General features: G+C 72.9%; 7 protein-coding genes and 1 pseudogene. All 8 read left to right on the top strand.

Going from position 1 to position 24,607, the window contains the following annotated elements:
- Nucleotides 1-1,407 carry a mycofactocin biosynthesis glycosyltransferase MftF gene (gene mftF, locus ACZ42X_RS09360; protein WP_468286167.1) on the top strand — a complete coding sequence of 469 codons (1,407 nt, stop codon included), beginning with the start codon at nucleotides 1-3 and terminating at the stop codon, nucleotides 1,405-1,407.
- A complete protein-coding gene (gene mftE / locus ACZ42X_RS09355) occupies nucleotides 1,404-2,138 on the top strand; it encodes a mycofactocin biosynthesis peptidyl-dipeptidase MftE (RefSeq protein ID WP_468286163.1) in 735 nt (244 codons plus the stop codon). The genes mftF and mftE overlap by 4 nt, the downstream gene beginning before the upstream one ends.
- Before the next feature lie 231 nt (nucleotides 2,139-2,369).
- A complete protein-coding gene (locus ACZ42X_RS09350) occupies nucleotides 2,370-3,899 on the top strand; it encodes a class I adenylate-forming enzyme family protein (protein ID WP_468286161.1) in 1,530 nt (509 codons plus the stop codon).
- A complete protein-coding gene (locus ACZ42X_RS09345; protein ID WP_468286158.1) occupies nucleotides 3,896-5,146 on the top strand; it encodes a type III PLP-dependent enzyme domain-containing protein in 1,251 nt (416 codons plus the stop codon). Before ACZ42X_RS09350 ends, ACZ42X_RS09345 begins: the two co-directional genes overlap by 4 nt.
- Complete coding sequence (locus tag ACZ42X_RS09340; protein WP_468286155.1) at nucleotides 5,139-5,642, top strand: cobalamin B12-binding domain-containing protein; 504 nt, start codon at nucleotides 5,139-5,141, stop codon at nucleotides 5,640-5,642. Before ACZ42X_RS09345 ends, ACZ42X_RS09340 begins: the two co-directional genes overlap by 8 nt.
- Nucleotides 5,639-7,015, top strand: coding sequence for a methylaspartate mutase (locus ACZ42X_RS09335; protein WP_468286152.1), 1,377 nt, complete (start codon nucleotides 5,639-5,641; stop codon nucleotides 7,013-7,015). Before ACZ42X_RS09340 ends, ACZ42X_RS09335 begins: the two co-directional genes overlap by 4 nt.
- A gap of 108 nt (nucleotides 7,016-7,123) precedes the next feature.
- Nucleotides 7,124-23,239, top strand: a complete 16,116-nt coding sequence (locus ACZ42X_RS09330) for an SDR family NAD(P)-dependent oxidoreductase (RefSeq protein ID WP_468286149.1) — start codon at nucleotides 7,124-7,126, stop codon at nucleotides 23,237-23,239.
- Nucleotides 23,196-24,597, top strand: a pseudogene (locus tag ACZ42X_RS09325) (type I polyketide synthase); the annotation flags it as partial. The gene ACZ42X_RS09330 and the pseudogene ACZ42X_RS09325, both read left to right, overlap by 44 nt.
- Nucleotides 24,598-24,607: the final 10 nt, after the last annotated feature.

Raw genomic sequence — 24,607 nt, 5'->3', positions numbered from 1 at the left:
ATGAGCCGACCCACCGCACAGGACACGGGTTCCCCCGCCGTGCTCCGGCTGTCCGCCGACCCGGCGACGCGCCGGCTGTCGGGCGGGCGCACTCTCCTCGGCGGCTCCCCCTACCGGGTACTTCGGCTGAACGGGCCGGCGGCGGCACTGGTGGCGGGCTGGTTCGCCGGAGAGCCCGTGGCGGACCGCCCCGGCCACCGCCGCCTGGCCGGTCAGCTGGTGCGGTGCGGGATGGCGCACCCCGTGCACTCCGGCACCGGGCCGACCGCTGCCGACGTGACGGTCGTGATCCCGGTCAAGGGCGACCCGGGCGGCGCCCACCACCCTCCCTCGCCCGGCCCTGTCGCCGCCGTCGTGGTCGTCGACGACGGGTCTGCCGTGCCCCTTCCCCGGGCCGCGGCCCGCCACCCCGTGTCACGGGGGCCGGCCGCCGCCCGGAACACGGGCTGGCGGCTGGCCCGTACCGAGTTCGTGGCCTTCCTGGACGCCGACGTCGTCCCCGAGGAGGGCTGGCTGGCGCCGCTGCTCGCCCACTTCGCCGACCCCGAAGTGGCCGCCGTCGCCCCACGGGTGGCGAGCCTGCCGGGGCCCACGCCGCTGGAGCGCTACGAAGAGCACCGCTCCCCGCTCGACCTGGGGCCCCTGCCCTCCGTGGTCCGCCCCGGCAGCCGTGTGAGCTACGTGCCCACGGCCGCCCTGGTGGTCCGGGCCTCGGTGCTGCGGGAGCTCGGCGGTTTCGACGAGGACCTGCGCTTCGGCGAGGACGTCGACTTCGTGTGGCGGCTGACCGCCCCGGGAAAGCATCAGGTGCGCTACGAACCGTCGTCCGTCGTACGGCACACCCCCCGGACGACCTGGCCGGCGCTGCTGCGCCAGCGGTTCGGCTACGGCACATCCGCCGCCCCTCTCGCGCTGCGCCACGGCCGCGCCGTCGCCCCGGTACGCGCCTCCGGCTGGAGCCTGCTCTGCTGGGCCGCGCTGGCCGCGGGCCGTCCGGGCGTCGCGGCCGCGACCGCGCTCGGCACCGCCGCGATGCTGCCGCGCAAGCTGAGCGGGATCGGCGTGCCCGCGAACGAGTCGCTCGAGCTGGCCCTGCGGGGCCACTGGGGTGTCGGGCGGCTGCTCGCGGACGCCTCGACCCGTGCGTGGTGGCCTGCCGCGGTGCCGGCCCTGGCGACGCACCGACGGGGTCGGCTGCTGCTGGCCGCCGCGCTCGCCCGCCATGTGGTCGACTGGCGTCGACAGCGCCCTGGGCTGGACCTGCCGCGATGGCTGGCCGCCCGGGTCGCGGACGACCTGGCGTACGGCGCCGGCGTGTGGTGGGGCGCGCTGCGACACCGCACCGCCGCACCCCTGCTGCCCGACGCCGCCGACTGGCCGGGGCGGGACGGGGTGCGCACCCTGTGAGCGAGGCCCGCCGGCTCGCCGACCTGACCTGGCCGGACATCGCCGCCACGGCCTCGGCGAGTGTGCTCGTGGTCCCCGTCGGCTCCACCGAACAGCACGGCCCGCACCTGCCGTTCACCGTGGACACCGACATCGCGGTCGCGCTCGCCGAGCGGCTGGCCCGCGCCCGCGCATGGGCCGTCGTGGCGCCACCCGTGCACTACGGCTCCAGCGGCGAGCACGCCGGGTTCCCCGGCACGCTGTCCATCGGGCAGGAGGCGACAGAACTGCTGCTGACCGAGCTGGTGCGCTCCGCCGATCACTTCGCGGCCGTGGTGCTGATCTCCGGACACGGCGGCAACGCCGCCCCGGTCCGCCGTGCCGTCTCCCGACTGCGGTCGGAGGGCCGCACCGTGCACTTCTGGGAGCCCTCGGGTGATCCGGCGGACGCACACGCCGGCCGTACCGAGACCGCGGCGATGCTGGCACTGCGGCCGGACGCGGTGCACCGCGACCGTGCCGTCGGGGGCGACCAGCGGCCGCTGCCGGAGCTCCTTCCCCGCCTGCGGCGCTTCGGGGTGCGCGCGGTGTCCCCCAACGGAGTGCTCGGGAACCCGGTCGGGGCGCGTGCCGCCGACGGGCACCGGCAACTGGAGGCGTGGACGGCGGACCTGATCACGGCGAGTGCCGCGTGGGCACCGAACAGCCCGGCGGAGGCCGAGGGAGCCGACCCCTCGTGCGGGGCGGGCTGACCGCGCCCTCCCCTCTTTTCCCATTCCGGCGGCACTCCGGCGGCATTTGCGAAGTGCCGCCGGGCTCCGGTCGTCGAGGCATTGTGCGGTCCGGCGCATTTCATAGGGGGAGGTAGGGGTGTGACCCGGACTGCGCCGAACCTAACGTGGTCGCCGAGGTTTTCGTTCCGGACGTCGTATCCGGTGTTTCCCTGAACGAACCGAGCCACAACTCGAGACAGGAGTGCGGCATTGGTCAGCCACTCGAATTCTGCGCACGAAGAACCGGGAGAGCTCGTCCACGGTCTGCTGGACGATGCCGTCGCCGAGGCGCCGGACTCCCCCGCGGTCCGCGACTCGTCCGGTGTGTGGACCTACCGCCAGCTCCACGCGTACAGCCTGGCGGTCGCCCGCTGGCTGCGCGCCCAGGGCGTCGGCCGGGGCGACCGTGTCGTGCTGCAGCTCCCGACCGGGCGGGAACTGGCCGCCCTGTTCTACGGTGCGGCCCGGTGCGGTGCGATCTTCGTTCCGGTCAACCCGCGGATGAAGCCTTTCCACCTGCGCTATGTCGTCGCCAGCGCCGAGCCCAAACTCCTCGTCGGTGACGCCGCGACCGCCGGCGGGCTGCGCGAGGTCGCCGGCCCGGTGCACCTGCTCGACGGCCTGTGGGCCGAGGTCGAGGAACTGCTCGACGCCGAGGACCGCTTCGAGCCCGAGACGGTGCGCCCGAGCGACGTGGCGACCCTCATCTACACGTCGGGCAGCACCGCCGCCCCGAAGGCGGTGGTGTGTCCGCACGCGCAGGTGGCCTTCGCCTCCCGCGCGCTCACCGAGGCCCTCGGCTACCGCTCCGACGACGTGGTCTTCTGCAGCTTCCCGATGTCCTGGGACTACGGCCTGTACAAGGTCGTGATGACCTGCATCGCCCGCTGCGAGATCGTGCTCGCCGACCGGGAGTCCGACCTGCTGCTGCTGCGGCGCATGCGGGAGACCGGTGCCACGGTGGTGCCCATCGTGCCGTCCTACGCCTCGATGCTGCTCACGCTGTCCCGGCGCGACGGCGGGGCCCCGCCTCCGGTGCGGATGTTCACCAACACGGGTGCCGCCCTCCCCCAGTCGACGATCGACGGGCTCCGCGAGCACTTCCCGGGCGTCCGGGTGGTGCGCCAATACGGACAGACCGAGGCCAAGCGCATCACCGTGATGCCGCCCGAAGAGGACCGGGAGCGCCCCGACTCGGTCGGTCTGCCGCTGCCCGGCACCCGGGTGCTGATCCTGGACGCGGAAGGCCGCGAGGTGCCCGCCGGCGAGGTCGGTGAGATCGTCGCTGTCGGCCCGCACGTGATGCCCGGCTACTGGAACAGCCCGGAGGCCACCGCGCAGGCCTTCCGGCGCCTGGCCGGCACCGGCAGTCCGTGCCTGCACACCGGTGACTACGGCTACCTGGACGCCGACGGCTACCTGTACTTCCGGGGCCGCCGCGACGACATGTTCAAGCGGAAGGGCTTCCGCATGAGCACCCTGGAGATCGAGGACGCCGCGATGGACATCCCCGGAGTCCGCGCCGCCGCCGTGCTCCCTCCGGGCGAGGGGCACGACCTGGCACTGTTCGTGGAGAGCGACCTACCGCCGTCCACGGTCCTCAAGGAGATGGCCACGCGTCTGGAACCCGCCAAGGTCCCGGCGGTCTGCCGTGTCCTGACCGACTTCCCGCTCACCCAGCACGGCAAGAACGCGCGGCAGGAGCTCGCCGCCCTGCTGCTCGACAGGGGTGGGGAATGAGCACCCGGTCCACCGATCCGACCGAACTCGCCCGGCGCCATGGCACCCCTCTGTACGTGTACGACCTGGACCGGGTCCGTGCCGCCCGGCGAGACCTGTTCGGCTGGCTGCCGGAGGGGTTCGAGGTCTTCTACGCCTTCAAGGCGAACCCCCACGTCGATCTGGTCCGCGCGCTGCGCGACGGCGACGGCCCGGCCTGCAAGGCCGAGATCAGCTCGACGGGCGAGCTCGCGGCGGCCCTCGAGGCCGGATACGCCGGCCACGACATCCTGTACACCGGACCCGGCAAGACCCCGGAAGAGCTGCACGAGGCGATCGCGAGCGGGGTGCGCACCTTCTCCGCCGAGTCGCTCACCGACCTGCAACACATCGGCGAGGCGGCGGTCGGGCACGGAGTCGTCGCGGACTGCCTGCTGCGCATCAACAGCGCGAAGGCGGGTGCCACCACCAGTATCCGGATGACCGGGGCCCCCACCCAGTTCGGCATCGACAGCGAGACGATCCCCGCGCTCGCCCGGCAGCTGCGCGAGGTGCCCGGCACCTCCGTGGCCGGACTCCACCTGTTCTCCCAGAGCAACGCCCCCGACGAGGCCGCTCTGATCGGCGAGCTCACGCACACCATCGAGGTGGCCGCCGCCGTCCAGGACGAACTGGGGGTGCCGCTGCGGCTGCTCGACATCGGCGGCGGCTTCTCCGTGCCGTACGCGCAGGCCGGCGAGCGGGCCCGTTACCCCAAGCTGAGGACCGAGCTGGAGGCCTCGCTCGACGTGCACTTCCCGCACTGGCGCGAGGGATTCCCACGGCTCGCGGTGGAGTCCGGCCGCTATCTGTCCGGCGACAGCGGGACCCTGGTGGCCCGCGTGAGCAACGTGAAGGTCAGCAGGGGCAAGAAGTTCGTCATCCTCGACGCCGGCATCAACACCTTCGGCGGCATGTCGGGCCTGGGCAGGCTGCTGCCGGTGGCGGTGCACGTCGACGCGGAGGGCGAGCGCGAGCAGGCGAGCCTCGTCGGACCGTTGTGCACGCCGGGGGACGTGCTGGGCCGGCAGATCGAGGTGCCGCCGCTGTCCCCCGGAGACCTCGTACGGATCCCCAACACCGGTGCGTACGGACCCACGTCGAGTCTGCTCATGTTCCTGGGCCGCCCGGCCCCCACCGAGGTGGCGGTCGAGGGCGGCCGGGTCGTCTCCGTCTCGCGCATCGAGCACCGGCGCACCTACCGCGACCCGGAGAGCGACGATGAGTGAGCGGGCCTCCGTGGAGGCGGTGGCGGACGCGCGGCCGGTGCCTTCGAAGGGAACCGTCGTCGTCAGCTCGCTGGCCTCCGACTCGCACACCTGGAATCTGGTCTTCCTGCAGCTGCTCATCGAGGAGTGCGGCTACGAGGTGGTCAATCTCGGGCCCTGCGTGCCCGACGACGTGCTGGTCGCCGAGTGCAGCAGGCACCGACCGGAGATGGTCGTCATCAGCAGCGTCAACGGCCATGGGTACCAGGACGGGCTACGGGCCATCGAGCGGCTCCGCCACTGCGACCCGCTGGCGGCGACGCCGATCGTGATCGGCGGGAAGCTCGGCACGGACGACGGCGAGGACCGGGACCGGGCGGGCGAGCTGGTCGCCGCCGGATTCGACGCCGTCTTCGAGGACGGCAAGGACCCGATCGCGGCCTTCCAGTCCTTCCTGACGGCCCTGCCTCGGCCCGAGCTCCGGCAGCTCCCGGATCCTGCCCGGATATCGGCGTGACCGAAAGCCGCCCCGTCCGCGACCCGCGGCCCCTCACCCACGCCTCCGCCCCTGTGGACTTCGGGGAGCTCGTCCGCCGCGAGGGAGGCGACGGACGTCTCGTGGTGCAGCCCCGCATGGGCTTCGGCGACCCGGTGAGGATGCGGGCGGGTCTGCTGGCCACGAAGGAGGCGCGGGCCACCACGGTGGGCACGCTCACCCTGGACAGCTACACCCGCGTCGGTGACCTCGATGCCGTCGAGAGCGCCCTGCGCCAGGGCATCCGGCTCAACGGGTACCCCATCGTGAGCCATCCGGCCGCCACCACCGAGGCGGTGCTGGAGGGCCTGCGCGACCACACCTTCCCGGTGCAGGTCAGGCATGGATCGGCCACACCGGCCGGCATCTTCCGGGCGATGATGCGACTGCGGCTCAACGCCACCGAGGGCGGGCCGGTCTCGTACTGCCTGCCCTACGGGCGGACGCCGCTCGCCGAGGCCGTCCAGAACTGGGCGGACTGCTGCCGGCTGTACAGCCGGCTGCGCGAGCTCGGGATCGAGCCGCACCTGGAGACCTTCGGCGGCTGCATGATGGGCCAGCTGTGCCCGCCCAGCCAGCTGGTCGCCATCAGCTTCCTGGAAGCGATGTTCTTCGCCCAGCACGGCATCCGGTCGCTGTCGCTCAGCTACGCGCAGCAGACCCACATGGGCCAGGACCAGGAGGCGGTGGCCGCGCTGCGCCGGCTGTGCGCCGACCTGCTGCCCACCCGCAACTGGCACATCGTCGTCTACACGTACATGGGGGTGTACCCCGAGACGTCCCGGGGCGCCTACCGGCTGCTGGGCCGCGCGGCCGAACTGGCCGTCACCACCGGTGCGGAGCGACTGATCGTCAAGACCGCAGCGGAGGCACGTCGCATCCCCACGGTCCACGAGAACGTGCTGGCCCTGGAGTTCGCCGGCCGGGCGGCCGAGCTGACGGCCCGCCGCCACCCCCAGGCCCCGTACGGCACGGACGGGCCGGCCGACTCCCCGACGTACCGGGAGGCCCTCGCGCTGGTCGAGGCCGTCCTGGGGCTCGACCCGGACATCGGCCGCGCCCTGCTGACCGCGTTCCGCCGGGGATACCTCGACGTCCCCTACTGCGTGCACCCCGACAACGCCGGCCTCACACGCAGCCGGATCGACGCGGACGGCAGGCTCCGCTGGGTGGACATCGGGAACCTCCCGCTCAGCGGAATCGCGGAACTCGGCGGATCGAGAAGGATCAGCTCCGCAGACCTGATGAACGACCTCCATCACATTCGCCGGCGATTCGATGAACCACCCCGAGATTCGGGTGAATCGATCGACGCAGAACTGGTGTGGGGTGAGTGGAGCGATAGGGGCCCATAGGGGTGTGGGGGCATTGTGCCCGCGTCCTAGAGTTTCGGCTCCGAGTGTTTCTCGGGCATATCGACATTTCCTTGTGCGGCAGTGGAATTTTAGGTGTGGAGTGTGCAGATGAGCGGGTCCGGAAGCTTCGTTTCTGACACCCGGCACGAGCCGGACGACGCGTCGGGCACGCGTACCGCGCTCGTGGCCCGGCTGCAGCCGCTGCCGGACGCCGAGCAGGTACGCGTCCTGCTCGACCTGGTACGCGCCGAAGCACTCGAGGTCCTGCGCGCCATCCAGCCCGAGCCTCCGGCCGCGGTCCAGCCCGACGCACCGTTCAGGGAGCAGGCCCTGGACTCCCTGGGTCTGGTCGCCCTGCACGCCCGGGTGAACGCGGCCACCGGACTCACGCTGCCGCCCACCGTCGGGTTCGACCACCCCACCCCGGAGGCGCTCGCCGTGTTCCTGCGCGGCGAACTCCTCGGCTCCTCCCCGGAGATCGACACGCTCGCACCGGTGCCCCGCAGCACCGTCGACGACGACGACCCCATCGTGGTCGTCGGCATCGGCTGCCGGTTCCCCGGCGGCATCGAAAGCGCCGACGACCTGTGGGACCTGGTCGACGAGGGCCGTGACGTGCTCTCCGACTTCCCGGCCGACCGCGACTGGGACTTGGACGGGCTGTTCGACCCGGATCCGGCGACGCCCCGCAAGAGCTACGTGACCAAGGGCGGTTTCCTGGACACCGCCACGCAGTTCGACGCGGACTTCTTCGGCATCAGTCCGCGCGAGGCCCTCGCCATGGACCCGCAACACCGGCTCGCCCTGGAGACGGCCTGGGAGGCGCTGGAACACGCGGGCATCGCGCCGGACTCGCTGCGCGGCAGCCGTACCGGCGTCTTCCTCGGGGCGGAGGTCCACGACTACGGCGTCAAGGCGACCGAGGCCCCGGAGGGTCTCGACGGCTACCTGATGATCGGCACCGCCCCGAGCGTCGCGTCGGGCCGCATCTCGTACACGCTGGGCCTGGAGGGCCCGGCGATGACGCTGGACACGGCCTGCTCCGGCGCCGTCGTCTCCCTGCACCTGGCCGCGCAGGCGCTGCGCCGCGGTGAGTGCTCGCTGGCGCTCGTCGGCGGTGTGACCGTGATGGGCAGCCCCAGCATCTTCACCTCGTTCAGCCGCCAGCAGGGTCTGGCCGCCGACGGCCGCGTCAAGGCGTTCGCGGCGGCCGCCGACGGCACCGGGTTCTCCGAGGGCGTCGGCCTGCTGGTGGTCGAGCGCCTCTCCGACGCCCGGCGGCTCGGGCACTCCGTACACGCGGTCGTGCGCGGCACCTCCGTCAACCAGGACGGCGCCAGCAACGGTCTGACCGCGCCCAGCGGTATCGCGCAGCAGCGCCTGATCCGCCAGGCCCTCGCCGATGCCGGGCTGGCTTCGGCCGACGTGGACGCCGTCGACGCGCACGGCACCGGCACGCGGCTGGGCGACCCGATCGAGGCCCAGGCCATCCTCGCCACGTACGGCCAGAACCGCCCCGAGGACGAGCCGCTGTGGCTCGGTTCGGTGAAGACCAATCTGGGCCACACCCAGGCGGCGGGCGGGGCGGCCAGCATGATCAAGATGATCATGGCGATGCGGCACGGCAAGCTGCCCCGCACGCTGAACGTGGACGAGCCGTCCCCGAACATCCGCTGGGAGAGCGGCAACGTACGGCTGCTGACCCAGGCGCGCTCCTGGGAGCGGGGCGACCGGCCGCGCCGGGCGGGCGTCTCGGCGTTCGGCATCAGCGGCACCAACGCCCACGTCATCCTGGAGGAACCGCCAGCCCTCGACGAGTCGGGCGACGCCGCCGCGGAGGGCGGCGCGCAAGGCGGCGCGAAGGGCGACGCGGAGGGCGACGGGCGGATCCTGCCGCTGGTCGTCTCGGCCCGTACCGCTCCGGCACTGCGGGCACAGGCCGAGCGCCTGCTGACGTTCATGGCCGACCGGCCGGAGGCGTCCCTCGCCGACATCGGCCACTCGCTGGCCACCACACGCGCCACGCTCCCGCACCGCGCGGTGGTCCTCGCCGAGGACCGAGGCGTGTTCGAGAGTGCGCTGCGGGCCGTCGTCGACGAGCACTCGGCGCCGGGCCTCTTCCTCAACCCGTCGGCCCAGGGCGCGGACACCGCCCACCGGCTGGCGTTCCTCTTCACCGGGCAGGGCAGCCAGCGGCTCGCCATGGGCCGCGAGCTGTGCCACACGTACCCGGTCTTCGCCAGGGCGCTCGAGGCCGCCATCGGCCATCTCGACCTCCAGCTCGACGTCTCCCTGTGGGACGTGCTCTTCGCCGAGGAGGGGTCCCCGGAGGCGGAGCTGCTCGACCAGACGCGTTACGCGCAGTGCGCGCTGTTCGCCGTCGAGGTGGCGCTGTTCCGGCTCGTCGAGTCCTGGGGCGTGCGCCCCGACTATCTGACCGGGCACTCCGTGGGCGAGCTGGCCGCGGCGCACGTGGCCGGAGTGCTGAACCTGGAGGACGCCGCGACGCTGGTCGCCGCGCGCGGCCGGCTGATGCAGCAGCTGCCGGCGGGCGGTGCGATGGTGGCCGTCCAGGCCACCGAGGACGAGGTGCGTCCGCTGCTCACCGAACGGGCCGGGATCGCCGCGGTCAACGGCCCCTCCTCCGTCGTCGTGTCCGGCGCCGAGGACGCCGTCCTCGGCGTGCAGGCGCATTTCGAGGAGCTGGGCCGCAAGACCAAGCGGCTGCGGGTGAGCCATGCCTTCCACTCGCCGCTGATGGAGCCGATGCTGGACGAGTTCCGCCGCGTCGCCCGGATCATGACCTACTCCGCCCCGCGGATCCCGGTCGTCTCCAACGTCACCGGGCAGCTTGCCACGGCGGAGCAGCTGTGCTCGCCCGACTACTGGGTGGAGCACGTCCGCGAGGCGGTCCGCTTCGCCGACGGCGTCCGCTTCCTGGAGGCGGCCGGCGTCACCGGATACCTGGAGCTCGGCCCGGACGCCGTACTGTCGGCGATGGGGCAGGAGTGTGTCACCGCCCCCGGCGTCACGTTCGTCCCCGCACTGCGCCGGGGCCGTGACGAGCGGCGGGAGCTGCTGTCCGCGCTGGCCCTGCTGCACACCTGCGGCACGAACGTCGACTGGGACGCCTGTTACGAGGGCCTGGATGCCCGGCGCATCCCGCTCCCCTCCTACGCCTTCCAGCGACGGCGGTACTGGCTGAGCGCCCCTGCGCCGAGCGGCGATCCGGCGAGCCTGGGACAGATCGCGGCGGGGCACCCGCTGCTCGGCTCGGTCGTCCGCCTGGCCGCGGCCGACGGAAGCGCCGGCGGCGCGGTGCTGACCGGGCGGACGTCGCTGCGCACCCACCCGTGGCTGGCCGACCACGTCATCGCCGGTGTCCCGTTGCTGCCGGGCACCGCCTTCGTGGAGCTCGCGGTACGCGCGGGAGACGAGGTGGGGTGCGCCACGGTCGAGGAGCTCACCCTGCAGGCTCCCCTGGCCCTGCCGGCCACGGGCGGTGTCGCCCTGCAGATCGTCGTGGGCGCCGAGGAGGCGGACGGCCGGCGCACGGTCGACTTCTTCTCCCGTGCCGAGGATGCCGCGGACGACGAGCCGTGGACCCGGCACGCCACCGGTGTGCTCGCCCCGGCCGCCCCGCAGCAGGACACCGCGCTCCCCGCCACGGCCCAGTGGCCACCGGCAGGCGCCGAGGCGGTCGACATCAGCACCCTGTACCCGGACATGGCCGCGAACGGCTACGGCTACGGCCCCGTCTTCCACGGCCTGAAGGCGGTGTGGCGGCAGGGCGGCGAGGTGTACGCCGACGTGGCCCTGGACGGTGACACCGCGGCACAGGCCGGCGCCTTCGGCCTGCATCCGGCGCTCTTGGACGCCGCCTTGCACGCCACGGACTTCGCCGCGCACGAGCCCGTCCCGGAAGGCACCCGGCTGCCGTTCGCGTGGACCGGTGTGTCGCTCTACGCCTCCGGGGCCTCCGCGATCCGTGTGCGGATCACCGCCACGGGCCCGGACTCCGTGGCCCTGTCGATCGCCGACGCGTCCGGCGCGCCGGTGGCGCGGATCGACTCGCTCGCACTGCGCCCCGTGGACGGCGCCCAGCTGCGTTCCGCACACGGTGGTGCGGCGCCGCTGCGCGTGGAGTGGTCCTCGGTCACCGCGCCGGCCTCCGCGGGCCTCGACGGCTGGACCGTGCTGCCCGTGGACGCCGCCGTCGGCGAGGTCCCGGACGCGGTGCGGGCGACCGCGTACGGGGTCCTCGCCAGGCTGCAGGAGTGGCTGGCCGACGAGTCCGCCGCCGATGACCGGCTCGCTCTCGTGACACGGGGCGCGGTCGCCGCGAGCGCGGACGACACCGTCGACCTCGCGCTGGCCCCGGTGTGGGGTCTGGTGCGCGCGGCGCAGGCGGAGCACCCCGGCCGGATCGTCCTGGTGGATGCCGACGCCGACACGGACGAGGCCCTACTGGCCTCGGCCCTGGCCACGGGCGAACCCGAACTCGCCGTCCGCAGCCGGGAGATACGCGTACCGCGCCTGGTGCGGACCGCACCCGCCCCCGCCTCCGCCGAGGATGCGCCGGCGCCCTGGGGTCCGGAGGGCACCGTTCTGATCACCGGCGGCACCGGCGGCCTCGGCGCACTCGTCGCCCGCCACCTGGTGGCCGAACACGGCGTACGCCACCTCCTCCTCACCAGCCGCCGAGGACCCGACGCCCCCGGCGCCACCCAACTCCACGACGAACTCACCGCCATCGGCGCCACCGTCACCCTCGCCGCCTGCGACGTCGCAGACCGTCAGGCCCTCACCACCCTCCTCGACAGCATCCCCACAACCCACCCCCTCACCGGCATCGTCCACACCGCCGGCGTCCTCGACGACGGCCTCCTCACCTCCCTCAGCCAGGACAGTCTGGACACCGTCCTGGCCCCCAAGGCCGACGCCGCCTGGCACCTCCACGAGTACACCGCCGACCGCGGCGTCGACCTCACCGCCTTCGTCCTGTTCTCCTCCACCGCCGCATTCCTCGACAACGCCGGACAAGCCAACTACGCCGCCGCCAACACCTTCCTCGACGCCCTCGCCCACCACCGCCACACCACAGGCCTGCCCGCCACCTCACTCGCGTGGGGCCTGTGGACGGGTGATGTCGGCATGGGCGCGGGACTGGACGTGGCCGCGCTCCAGCGCATCGCGAAGCTCGGTCTGGAGCCGCTGTCCGCGGACGAGAACCTGGCCCTGCTGGACGCGGCCCTGCGCCTCACGGCCCCTGCGCTGGTCCCGGTCCGGATCGACGGCACCGCGCTGCGGGACCGCGCCGACGGCGTTCCCGCCGTTCTGAGCGCCCTTGTGCCGGCCCGGGTGCCGCGGCGGACGGCGGCCGCGGCGCCTGCGGCGGGCGGCGCCGTGTCGGTCGCCGACTCGCTCGCCGACAGCCTCTCCCGACTGTCCGACGCGGACCGTGCCGAGGCCCTGATCGACCTGGTCCGCACCCATGTCGCGGCGGTGCTCGGGCACGACGGCCCGGACGCGGTCGACGTGGGCCGGGCCTTCAGCGAGAGCGGCTTCGACTCGCTCGCCGCGGTCGAGCTGCGCAACGCGCTCAACGCCGCCACCGGTCTGCGCCTGACCGCCACCCTGGTCTTCGACTATCCGACCCCGCGCGCTCTGGCCGAGCACATCGCGAGCAAGCTGAGCGCGGGCCAGGAGCAGGCCTCCGTCCGCCCCTCCGCTTCCGCCGCCGTCGTCACCGACGACGACCCGATCGTCATCGTGGGCATGAGCTGCCGCTACCCGGGCGGGGTGGCTTCGCCCGAGGATCTGTGGGAACTGGTGGCCGAGGGCCGCGACGCGGTCTCCCCCTTCCCCGAGGACCGCGGCTGGGACGTGGACGCCCTGTACGACCCGGAGGCGGGAGTCTCCGGAAAGTCCTCCACCCGCGAGGGCGGGTTCCTCTACGACGCGGCCGAGTTCGACCCGGAGTTCTTCGGCATCAGCCCCCGCGAGGCCCAGGCCATGGACCCGCAGCAGCGGCTGCTGCTGGAGGTGTCCTGGGAGGCGTTCGAGCGAGCGGGCGTCGACCCGCTGTCCGTGCGCGGGACCAGCACCGGTGTCTTCGCCGGCGTGATGTACCACGACTGGGCCACCCGGCTCGGCGGCCGGGTGTCCGAGGAGTACGCGGGCTACCTGGGCAACGGCAGCCTCGCCAGTGTCGTGTCGGGCCGGGTCGCCTACACGCTCGGTCTCGAGGGCCCGGCGGTCACCGTGGACACCGCCTGCTCCTCCTCCCTGGTCGCCCTGCACTGGGCGGTCCAGGCACTGCGCGCCGGCGAGTGCTCCCTGGCGCTCGCGGGCGGCGTGACGGTGATGTCGACACCGGACACCTTCATCGACATGAACCGGCAGCGTGGTCTGTCCTCCGACGGCCGCTGCAAGTCCTTCGCCGCGTCCGCCGACGGCACCGGCTGGGGCGAGGGCGTCGGTGTGCTCGTCCTGGAGCGGCTGTCCGACGCCCGGGCCAAGGGCCACCGCGTCCTCGCGGTGGTCAAGGGCTCGGCGATCAACCAGGACGGTGCGAGCAACGGCCTGACCGCCCCCAACGGCCCCTCCCAGCAGCGCGTCATCGAGCAGGCGCTGGCCACGGCGGGGCTGGCGCCCACGGACGTGGACGCCGTCGAGGCGCACGGTACGGGTACGACGCTGGGTGACCCGATCGAGGCGCAGGCGCTCCTGGCCGCCTACGGTCAGGGCCGTCCCGCCGACCGGCCCCTGTGGCTGGGATCGATCAAGTCGAACATGGGGCACACCCAGGCCGCCGCCGGCGTTGCCGGGATCATCAAGACCGTCATGGCGATGCGGCACGGGGTGCTGCCCCGGACCCTGCACGTGGACGAGCCCTCGCCCCAGGTGGACTGGGAAGCCGGAGCGGTGGAGCTGCTCACCGAGCCCAGGCCGTGGCCGGAGAGCGACCACCCGCGCCGCGCCGGCGTGTCCTCCTTCGGCATCAGCGGCACGAACGCCCACGTGATCATCGAGCAGGCGCCGGAGGACGTGCCGTCCGAGACGGTCTCCGCCGAGCGTCCGGTCGTCGCCTGGCCGGTCTCCGGCAAGACCCCGGCGGCCGTCCGCGCCCAGGCCGCACGGCTGCGGACCTTCCTCGACACGGTGACCGACGGCGATCTCGCCGCGGCAGGCCGGGCACTGCACACCTCACGAGCGACGCTGGAGCACCGTGCGGTCGCGCTCGCCAACGACCGCGCCGACCTGGAGCGCGCCCTGGACGCCATCGCCGGCGGCGCCGGCGTCAGTGAGGCCATGGGCGGAAAGCTCGCGTTCTTGTTCGGTGGGCAGGGTGCGCAGCGGCTGGGGATGGGCCGGGGGTTGTATGAGGCGTTCCCCGTCTTCGCGGAGGCCTTCGACGCGGTCGTGGCCGAGGTCGGTCTGCCGCTGAAGGACGTGATGTGGGGCCAGGACGCGGAGCGTCTGGACCGCACCGAGTTCGCTCAGCCCGCGCTGTTCGCGATCGAGGTCGCGCTGTTCCGGCTGCTGGAGTCGTGGGGCATTAAGCCCGACTACCTGGCGGGGCATTCGATCGGTGAGTTCGCGGCCGCTCATGTGGCCGGGGTGCTGTCACTGACGGACGCGGCACGGCTGGTTGTGGCACGGGGCCGGCTCATGCAGGCGCTGCCGCAGGGCGGGGCCATGGTCGCCGTGCAGGCGAGTGAGGACGAGGTCCGCCCGCTGCTGACGGAGAGCGTGGGTATCGCCGCGGTCAACGGCCCGCAGGCCGTCGTCGTATCCGGCACGCAGGCCGAGGTTCTGGCCATCAAGGAGCGTTTCGAGGCGGAAGGCCGTAAGACGACGCGGCTGCGGGTGTCGCACGCGTTCCACTCCCCGCTGATGGAACCGATGCTGGAGGACTTCCGTACGGTCGCACAGTCAGTGACCTACGGAACTCCGGCCCTTCCGATCGTGTCCACCCTCACCGGGGACACCACTGGTGACCTGACCGACCCGGAGTACTGGGTACGGCACGTCCGCGAAGCCGTCCGCTTCGCCGACGCGGTCCGCGCTCTGGACGCGGCAGGCGTGACCACGTACGTGGAGCTCGGCCCCGACGCGGTGCTGACCGCCATGGCCCAGCAGACCACCGACACCGCCACCTTCGTGCCCACCCTGCGCCGGGACCGGGACGAGGCCACCGAGACCGTCACCGCTCTCGCCCGCCTCCACACCACCGGCACCCCCGTCGACTGGACGGCGTACTACGGCGACCAGCCGAGCGTGCATCTCGATCTGCCCACCTACGCCTTCCAGCATGAGTCCTACTGGCTGCACCCGACCGGTACGTCCGGCGACGTCGGATCCGCCGGCCTCACGCCGGTCGACCACCCGGTGCTGAGTGCCGTCGTGGCCTCTCCGGAGTCGGACGCGATCGTTCTGACGGGGCGGTTGTCGTTGGCGACCCACCCCTGGATCGCCGACCACACCGTCCTGGGCACCACCCTCCTGCCCGGCACCGGACTCGTCGAACTCGCCATCCGCGCCGGCGACGAAACCAACACCCCCCACCTCGAAGAACTCACCCTCCACACCCCCCTCACCCTCCCCACCGACAACACCGCACTCGCCCTCCAGATCCTCGTCGGCCCCACCGACACCCACGGAACACGCCCCATCAGCATCCACACCCGCCCCGAACACACCGACACCGACTGGACCCGCCACGCCACCGGCACCCTCACCCCCCACACCCCCACACCCCCCACCAACCCCACCGACCTCACCCAATGGCCCCCACCCGGCGCCACCCCCATCCCCACCCACAACGCCTACGACAAACTCCACACCCGCGGCTACACCTACGGCCCCACCTTCCAAGCCCTCACCGCAGCCTGGCGCCACGGCGAAGACATCTACGCCGAAGTCACCCTCCCCGACCACGCCCACACCGACGCCACCCACTTCACCCTCCACCCCGCCCTCCTCGACGCCGCGATGCACGCGGATCTGCTCGACCCGCAGGGCGAAGCCCACGGCGACACCCTCCTGCCGTTCTCCTGGAACGGCGTGACCGTCCACGCGACCGGTGCCACCTCGCTGCGCGTGCTGCTGCGCCGGGTGCGCGGCGACGAGCTGTCGGCGATGTGGGTGGCCGACACGGCCGGCCGGCCGGTGGCCACGGTGGAACAGCTGGTGTCCCGCCCCGTCTCCACCGAGCAGTTGAAGGCGTCCCGGAGTGTGCAGGGCGATTCCCTGTTCAGGGTGGCCTGGCAGGGTCTGCCGCTTCCGCAGACGACGAGCACCGTGGCCCGACTCGCCGGGCCGGTGGACCTCGACGTCGCAGTGCCGGAGTTCGCCGATCTCGCCGCGCTGGCAGCGGCGGTGGACGCGGGGCGGCCGATGCCGGACGTGGTGCTGTGCCCGGTTGCGCCGGCGGTCTCGGACACGGTCCCCCAGGCCACCCGGGAGGTGTCCCTCGCGGTTCTGGAAGCGGTGCGGACCTGGCTGGCCGACGACCGGTTCGGCGGGTCACGGCTCGTCTTCGTCACCCGTTACGCGGTGGCCGCGCGCCTGGAGGACACCCTGGACCTGTCCCAGGCTCCGGTGTGGGGTCTGGTGCGTGCCGCCGAGGCGGAGAACCCGGGACGCTTCGCGCTCCTGGACACCGACGGGTCGGTGGAGTCGCTCGCCGCCCTGCCTACGGCCGCGGCCTCCGGAGAGCCGGAGTCCGCCGTCCACGGCGGTCGCTTCGCGGTACCGCGTCTGGTCCGCTCGACCGGTACGGGTGCGAGCCCGTGGGGTCCGGAGGGCACCGTCCTGATCACCGGCGGCACCGGTGGCCTCGGCGCACTCGTCGCCCGCCACCTGGTCACCGAACACGGCGTACGCCACCTCCTCCTCACCAGCCGCCGAGGACCCGACGCCCCCGGCGCCACCCAACTCCACGACGAACTCACCGCCGCCGGCGCCACCGTCACCCTCGCCGCCTGCGACGTCGCAGACCGCCAGGCCCTCGCCACCCTCCTCGACAGCATCCCCACAACCCACCCCCTCACCGGCATCGTCCACACCGCCGGCACCATCGACAGCGGGCTGGTGGGAACGCTGACGCCGGAGCAGTTCGAGACGGTGCTGCGGCCCAAGGCCGACGCCGCCTGGCACCTCCACGAGTACACCGTCGACCGCGGCATCGACCTCACCGCCTTCGTCCTGTTCTCCTCCGCCGGCGGCCAGGTGCTCGCCGCCGGACAGGCCAACTACGCCGCCGCCAACGTCTTCCTCGACGCCCTCGCCCACCACCGCCGCGCCGCAGGGCTGCCCGCGACGGCGCTCGCGTACGGCATGTGGGCGATGGACACGGGCCTCGGACCGGTCGTCGACGCCGACCTCGATCGGATGAAGCGGCTCGGAACGCCCGCGCTCGACGTGGCGGAGGGCCTCGAACTGTTCGACGCGGCGCTCGCCACCGGCGCCCACCAGGTGACCGCGCTGCGCGTCGACCGGGCGGCACTGCGCTCCCGCACCGACGGAACTCCGGCGCTGCTGCGCGGCCTCGTCCGCGGCCCGGCGCGCCATGCGGCAGACCGGTCGGCCGCCGCCACCTCCACGGCCGGCGCACTGCAGCAGCGGCTCGCGGGTCTCTCCGACGCCGAGCAGGACCGTGCGCTGCTGGAGCTGGTGCGTACTGAGGTGGCCGCCGTGCTCGGGCACAGTGGCATCGATTCGGTGGGTGCCGACCGGGCGTTCAAGGAGCTGGGCTTCGACTCGCTCGCCGCGGTCGAGCTGCGCAACGCGCTCAACGCCGCCACCGGTCTGAAACTGCCCGCCACCTTGGTCTTCGACCATCCCAACTGCCGTGCCGTGGTCGCCCTGATCAAGGAGAAGTCCGGCAGTACGCCCGCGGTGACGACGGTCCCCGTGCCGTCCGCGACGCCCTCCGCGCAGGCCGTCGACGACGACCCGATCGCCATCGTCGGCATCAGCTGCCGCTTCCCCGGCGGGGTCACCTCCGCGGAGGAACTGTGGAACCTGGTGTCCGAGGGCCGCGATGCGGTCTCCGGCTTCCCGGACAACCGCGGCTGGGACGCCCAGGGCCTCTACGACCCCGAGCCCGGGACCCCGGGCCGGACGTACACCGTCAACGGCGGCTTCCTGCACGACGCCGCCGAGTTCGACCCCGAGTTCTTCGGCATCATGCCGCGCGAGGCGCTGGCCATGGACCCGCAGCAGCGGCTGCTCCTCCAGAGCTCGTGGGAGGCCATTGAGCGGGCCGGCATCGACCCGACGACCCTGCGCGGCACCCAGACCGGCGTGTACGTCGGCGTGATGTACCACGAGTACGGCACCCGTCCGGGCACCGTGCCGGACGACCTCTCTCCCTACCTGGGCAACGGCAGCGCCGGCAGCATCGCCTCCGGCCGGGTCGCCTACACGCTCGGTCTGGAGGGCCCGGCGGTCACCGTGGACACCGCCTGCTCCTCCTCCCTGGTCGCCCTGCACATGGCCGTGCAGGCGCTGCGCCAGGGGGAGGTCACGATGGCGCTCGCGGGCGGCGTGACCGTGATGCCGACACCGGACATCTTCGTCGACTTCAGTCAGCAGCGCGGACTCGCTCCCGACGGCCGTTGCAAGGCGTTCGCCGGCGCGGCCGACGGCACCGGCTGGTCCGAGGGTGTCGGTCTGCTGCTGGTGGAGCGGCTGTCCGACGCCCGGGCCAAGGGCCACCGCGTCCTCGCGGTGGTCAAGGGCTCGGCGATCAACCAGGACGGTGCGAGCAACGGCCTCACCGCCCCCAACGGCCCCTCCCAGCAGCGCGTCATCCAACGTGCGCTGGCGGTGGCGGGGCTTTCCACGGCCGACGTCGACCTCGTCGAGGGACACGGCACGGGTACGACGCTGGGTGACCCGATCGAGGCGCAGGCGCTGCTGGCGACGTACGGGCAGGGGCGTCCCGAGGACCGGCCGCTGTGGCTCGGCTCCATCAAGTCGAACATCGGGCATGCCCAGGCGGCGTCCGGCGTGAGCGGTGTGATCAAGGCGGTCATGGCGCTCCGCGAGGGCGTCATACCGAAGACGCTGCACGTGGACGAGCCGAGCCCCAAGGTCGACTGGACCGCAGGGAACGTCCGACTGGTGACCGAAGCCCGTCCGTGGCCAGAGACCGACCGACCGCGCCGCGCCGCCGTCTCGTCCTTCGGGCTCAGCGGCACCAACGCGCACCTCATCCTGGAGGAGGCTCCCGCACCCGTCGTCGCGCAGCGGGCCGCCGAGCCGGACATCCCCTCCGAGGGCATGTCGCCCACCGCCCTGCTCCTGTCGTCCCACACCTCCCACAACCTGCCCGCCCAGGCCGAACGCCTGAAGGCGCTCCTCGAAGCCGACCCAGAGCTCGACCTCGTCGGCACTGCCTATTCCTCGGCGACATCGCGTGCGGCGCTCGAGCACCGCGCCGCAGTCGTCGCCACGGACCGCGTGGCGGCCCTGCGCGGCCTGGCCGCGTTGGCGGAGGGCGTGCCGGCACCGGGCGTCGTGAGCGGCACGGCCCGTGCCGATGGTGTGACGGCGTTCTTGTTCGGTGGGCAGGGTGCGCAGCGGTTGGGGATGGGCCGGGGGCTGTATGAGGCGTTCCCGGTGTTCGCGGAGGCCTTCGACGCGGTTGTGGCGGAGGTCGGTCTGCCGCTGAAGGACGTGATGTGGGGCCAGGACGCGGAGCGTCTGGACCGCACGGAGTTCGCTCAGCCTGCGTTGTTCGCGATCGAGGTGGCGTTGTTCCGGCTGCTGGAGTCGTGGGGTGTGCGTCCCGATTACCTGGCGGGGCATTCGATCGGTGAGTTCGCGGCCGCGCATGTGGCCGGGGTGCTGTCGCTGACGGATGCGGCGCGGCTGGTTGTGGCGCGGGGCCGGCTGATGCAGGCCTTGCCGCAGGGCGGGGCGATGGTCGCCGTCCAGGCGAGTGAGGACGAGGTCCGCCCGCTGCTGTCCGACACGGTCGGTATCGCGGCGGTCAACGGCCCGTCTGCGGTGGTGGTCTCCGGTGCTCAGGCCGAGGTCCTGGCCATTAAGGAGCGTTTCGAGGCTGAGGGCCGTAAGACGACGCGGCTGCGGGTGTCGCACGCGTTCCACTCCCCGCTGATGGAACCGATGCTGGAGGACTTCCGCACGGTCGCACAGTCCGTGACCTACCGAGCCCCGGCCCTTCCGATCGTGTCCACCCTCACCGGGGACACCACCGCCGACGTGACCGACCCGGAGTACTGGGTGCGGCACGTCCGCGAAGCCGTCCGCTTCGCCGACGCGGTCCGCGCTCTGGACGCGGCAGGCGTGACCACGTACGTGGAGCTCGGCCCGGACGCGGTGCTGACCGCCATGGCCCAGCAGACCACCGACACCGGCGTCTACGTGCCCACGCTGCGCCGGGACCGGGACGAGGCCACGGAGACCGTCACCGCCCTCGCCCGTCTCCACACCACCGGCACCCCCGTCGACTGGGCGGCCTTCTATGCGGGCACCGGCGCCCGCCGCGTCGACCTGCCCACCTACGCCTTCGAGAAGCGGGAGTTCTGGCTGGACACCTCCCCGGCGCCGACGGTGGCCGCCGATGCCACCGGGCACGGACAGATCGCCGCGGGCCATCCGCTGGTCAGCTCGGTCATCACGCTGCCCGACGGCGGCGGCGCCGTCCTGACGGGGCGGTTGTCGCTGGCGACCCACCCCTGGATCGCCGACCACACCGTCCTCGGCACCACCCTCCTGCCCGGCACCGGACTCGTCGAACTCGCCATCCGCGCCGGCGACGAAACCAACACCCCCCACCTCGAAGAACTCACCCTCCACACCCCCCTCACCCTCCCCACCGACAACACCGCACTCGCCCTCCAGATCCTCGTCGGCCCCACCGACACCCACGGAACACGCCCCATCAGCATCCACACCCGCCCCGAACACACCGACACCGACTGGACCCGCCACGCCACCGGCACCCTCACCCCCCACACCCCCACACCCCCCACCAACCCCACCGACCTCACCCAATGGCCCCCACCCGGCGCCACCCCCATCCCCACCCACAACGCCTACGACAAACTCCACACCCGCGGCTACACCTACGGCCCCACCTTCCAAGCCCTCACCGCAGCCTGGCGCCACGGCGAAGACATCTACGCCGAAGTCACCCTCCCCGACCACGCCCACACCGACGCCACCCACTTCACCCTCCACCCCGCCCTCCTCGACGCCGCGAGCCATGTGGACCTGCTGAACGAGGAGGACGCGGGGGCCACGCAGCTTCCGTTCGTCTGGAGCGGGGTGACCGTCCACGCGACCGGTGCCACCTCGCTGCGCGTGCTGCTGCGCCGGGTGAGGGGTGAGGAGGTCACCACACTTCAGGTGGCCGACGCCGCCGGCCGGCCGGTGGCCACGGTGGAACGGCTGGTGTCCCGCCCCGTCTCCACCGAGCAGCTGGGGGCGGCGAACGGCCGGCCCGTCGAGGACCTGTACCGGTTCTCCTGGGTGGCGGGCCCGACGCTGGCTCCCTCCGACGAGCCGCTTCCGGTGCTGGACACCGTGTCGGTGTCGGCATCGACGGGGGACGTCCCGGAAGTCGTGCTGCTACCCGTGGAATCGGCCGGCCCGGGGGCGTCCGGTGCGCGCGCAACCGTGCACCGGGTGCTGGCGGCGCTGCGGGCCTGGCTGGCGGATGAGCGGTTCGCCGCCTCGCGGCTGGTCGTGGCCACGCACGGCGCGATGGCCGTGTCGGCGGATGAGAGCCCCGACGTCGCCCAGGCCCCGGTGTGGGGTCTGGTGCGCGCGGCGCAGGCGGAGCACCCCGGCCGGATCGTCCTGGTCGACCTGGACGCCACGGCCGAGTCCGACCAGGCGCTGGGCGCCGCCGCAGCGTCCGGCGTGCCGGAGCTCGTCCTGCGGGGCGGCAGGGCGCTCGTCCTTCGCCTGGCGCAGGTCTCCGGCGGTACGGGTGCGAGCCCGTGGGGTCCGGAGGGCACCGTTCTGATCACCGGCGGCACCGGCGGCCTCGGCGCACTCGTCGCCCGCCACCTGGTGGCCGAACACGGCGTACGCCACCTCCTCCTCACCAGCCGCCGAGGACCCGACGCCCCCGGCGCCACCCAACTCCACGACGAACTCACCGCCATCGGCGCCACCGTCACCCTCGCCGCCTGCGACGTCGCAGACCGTCAGGCCCTCACCACCCTCCTCGACACCATCCCCGGGGCCCACCCCCTCACCGGCATCGTCCACACCGCCGGCGTCCTCGACGACGGCCTCCTCACCTCCCTCACCCCCGAACGACTGGACACCGTCCTGGCCCCCAAGGCCGACGCCGCCTGGCACCTCCACGAATACACCGCCGACCGCGGCATCGACCTCACCGCCTTCGTCCTGTTCTCCTCCACCGCCGCATTCCTCGACAACGCCGGACAAGCCAACTACGCCGCCGCCAACACCTTCCTCGACGCCCTCGCCCACCACCGCCACACCACAGGCCTGCCCGCCACCTCACTCGCGTGGCACCTGTGGGAGGGCGACGGCATGGGGGCCGTCCTGGACGGGGCCGTGTTCGAGCGGCAGCGTCGTCTGGGCACCCCGGCGATCACCCCGAAGGAGGGTCTGGCGCTGTTCGACACCGCGCTCACCACGGGTGAGACCGTGCAGGTGCCGCTGCGGATCGACGGTGCGGCGCTCGCCGCGGCCGAGAAGGTCCCCGCACCCCTGCACGGTCTCGTACCGGCCGACCAGGTCCCGGCCCGGGCCGTCGCGGCCGCCGCCCCGGCGGGCGCCGCCCCGACGCCGGCCGTGGACCAGAGCCTGGAGGAGCGGCTCTCCGGTCTCGCCGAGGACGAACAGCTGCGCATCCTGCTGGACCTCGTACGCGACCAGGTGGCCGCGGTGCGCCACGATGCCCCGCACGCGATCGACATGAGCCGTGGTTTCACGGAACTCGGCCTCGACTCCCTGGCCGCGATCGAGCTGCGCAACCTGCTGGGTGCCGAGACCGGGCTGAGGCTCCCCGCCACGATGATGTTCGACTACCCGAACCCCGAAGTGCTGGCGCGGTACCTGCTCGAGGAGCTTGCTCCGCCGCAGCGCGGGACCGAGCCGTCGAACGATGCGAACGGCGAGGCGGACCCCTCCCGGAGCGCGATCGCGGACATGGACGTCAGTGATCTGGTCCGTACGGCCCTCGCGGCCAGGAAGACCGACTGAGGCGGAGGCTGGGAGCAGGCATGAACACCGAGGAGATCGTCGAGGCGCTGCGCGCCTCGCTGATGGACAACGAGCGACTGCGCCGGGAGAACGAACAGCTGGCGCAGACCACGTCCGAGCCCGTCGCCGTCGTGGGCATGGCCTGCCGGTTCGCCGGCGGGGTCGACACCCCCGACGACCTGTGGCGGCTGCTGCTGGAGGAACGTGACGGCGTCGCCCCCTTCCCCACGGACCGCGGGTGGGACGTCGACCGCCTCTACGACCCGGAGCACGGTGCCCCGGGCAAGAGCATCACGCGCCACGGAGCGTTCCTGCACGACGCGGCGGGCTTCGACGCCGAGCTCTTCGGCATCTCGCCGCGCGAGGCGCTGGAAATGGACCCGCAGCAGCGACTGCTGCTGGAGACGGCGTGGGAAACCCTCGAGAATGCGCGCATCGACCCGCTCTCCCTCAAGGGAAGCAGGACCGGAGTCTTCGCCGGTCTGATGTACCACGAGTACGAGGGGGCCAGTACCGGCGGCAGCCTGATCAGCGGCCGGATCGCCTTCACCCTCGGTCTGGAGGGCCCGGCCGTCACGGTCGACACGGCCTGCTCCTCCTCGCTGGTCGCCCTGCATCTGGCGGCCCAGGCGCTGCGCACGGGCGAGTGCTCGCTCGCCCTGGCCGGCGGGGTGACGGTGATGGCCTCACCGGAGACGTTCCAGTACTTCACCAAGCAGCGGGGGCTCGCCCCGGACGGCCGGTGCAAGTCCTTCGCGGCGGCGGCGGACGGCACCGGCTGGGGCGAGGGCAGCGGCATGCTCCTCCTGGAGCGACTGTCCGACGCCCAGCGCAACGGGCGTCGCATCCTGGCCGTCGTACGGTCCTCCGCCCTCAACCAGGACGGTGCCTCCAGCGGTCTGACGGTGCCGAACGGACCGGCGCAGCAGCGGGTGATCCGACAGGCGCTGAACGGCGCGGGTCTGACGGCCGCCGACGTGGACGCGGTCGACGGGCACGGTACGGCGACCAAACTGGGAGACCCGATCGAAGCCCAGGCCCTGCTGGCCACCTACGGCCAGGACCGGCCCGCCGACCGGCCGCTGTGGCTCGGTTCGGTGAAGTCCAACCTGGGGCACACCCAGGCCGCCGCCGGCGTCGCGTCGATCATCAAGATGATCCTCGCGATGCGGCACGGCACCCTGCCGCGCACGCTCAACGTCGACCGGCCGACGCCACAGGTCGACTGGGACACCGGTCTGGTCCGGCTGCTGTCCGAAGCGCGTCCGTGGCCACAGACCGGCCGGCCGCGCCGGGCGGGGGTCTCCTCGTTCGGAATCAGCGGTACCAACGCCCACGTGATCCTCGAAGAAGCGCCGCACTGACGGG

It is taken from the genome of Streptomyces sp. NPDC030862 (genome assembly GCF_055571835.1).
The sequence above is the reverse complement of the archived record's forward strand: the minus strand, read 5'-3'. Positions and strand labels throughout refer to the sequence as shown.

What these genes read in the sequence shown, in the direction of transcription:
- ACZ42X_RS09330 (WP_468286149.1), top strand. Translation starts at nt 7,124, where the DNA reads ATGAGCGGGTCCGGAAGCTTCGTTTCTGACACCCGGCACGAGCCGGAC.
- mftF (WP_468286167.1), top strand. Translation starts at nt 1, where the DNA reads ATGAGCCGACCCACCGCACAGGACACGGGTTCCCCCGCCGTGCTCCGG.
- ACZ42X_RS09345 (WP_468286158.1), top strand. Translation starts at nt 3,896, where the DNA reads ATGAGCACCCGGTCCACCGATCCGACCGAACTCGCCCGGCGCCATGGC.
- ACZ42X_RS09340 (WP_468286155.1), top strand. Translation starts at nt 5,139, where the DNA reads ATGAGTGAGCGGGCCTCCGTGGAGGCGGTGGCGGACGCGCGGCCGGTG.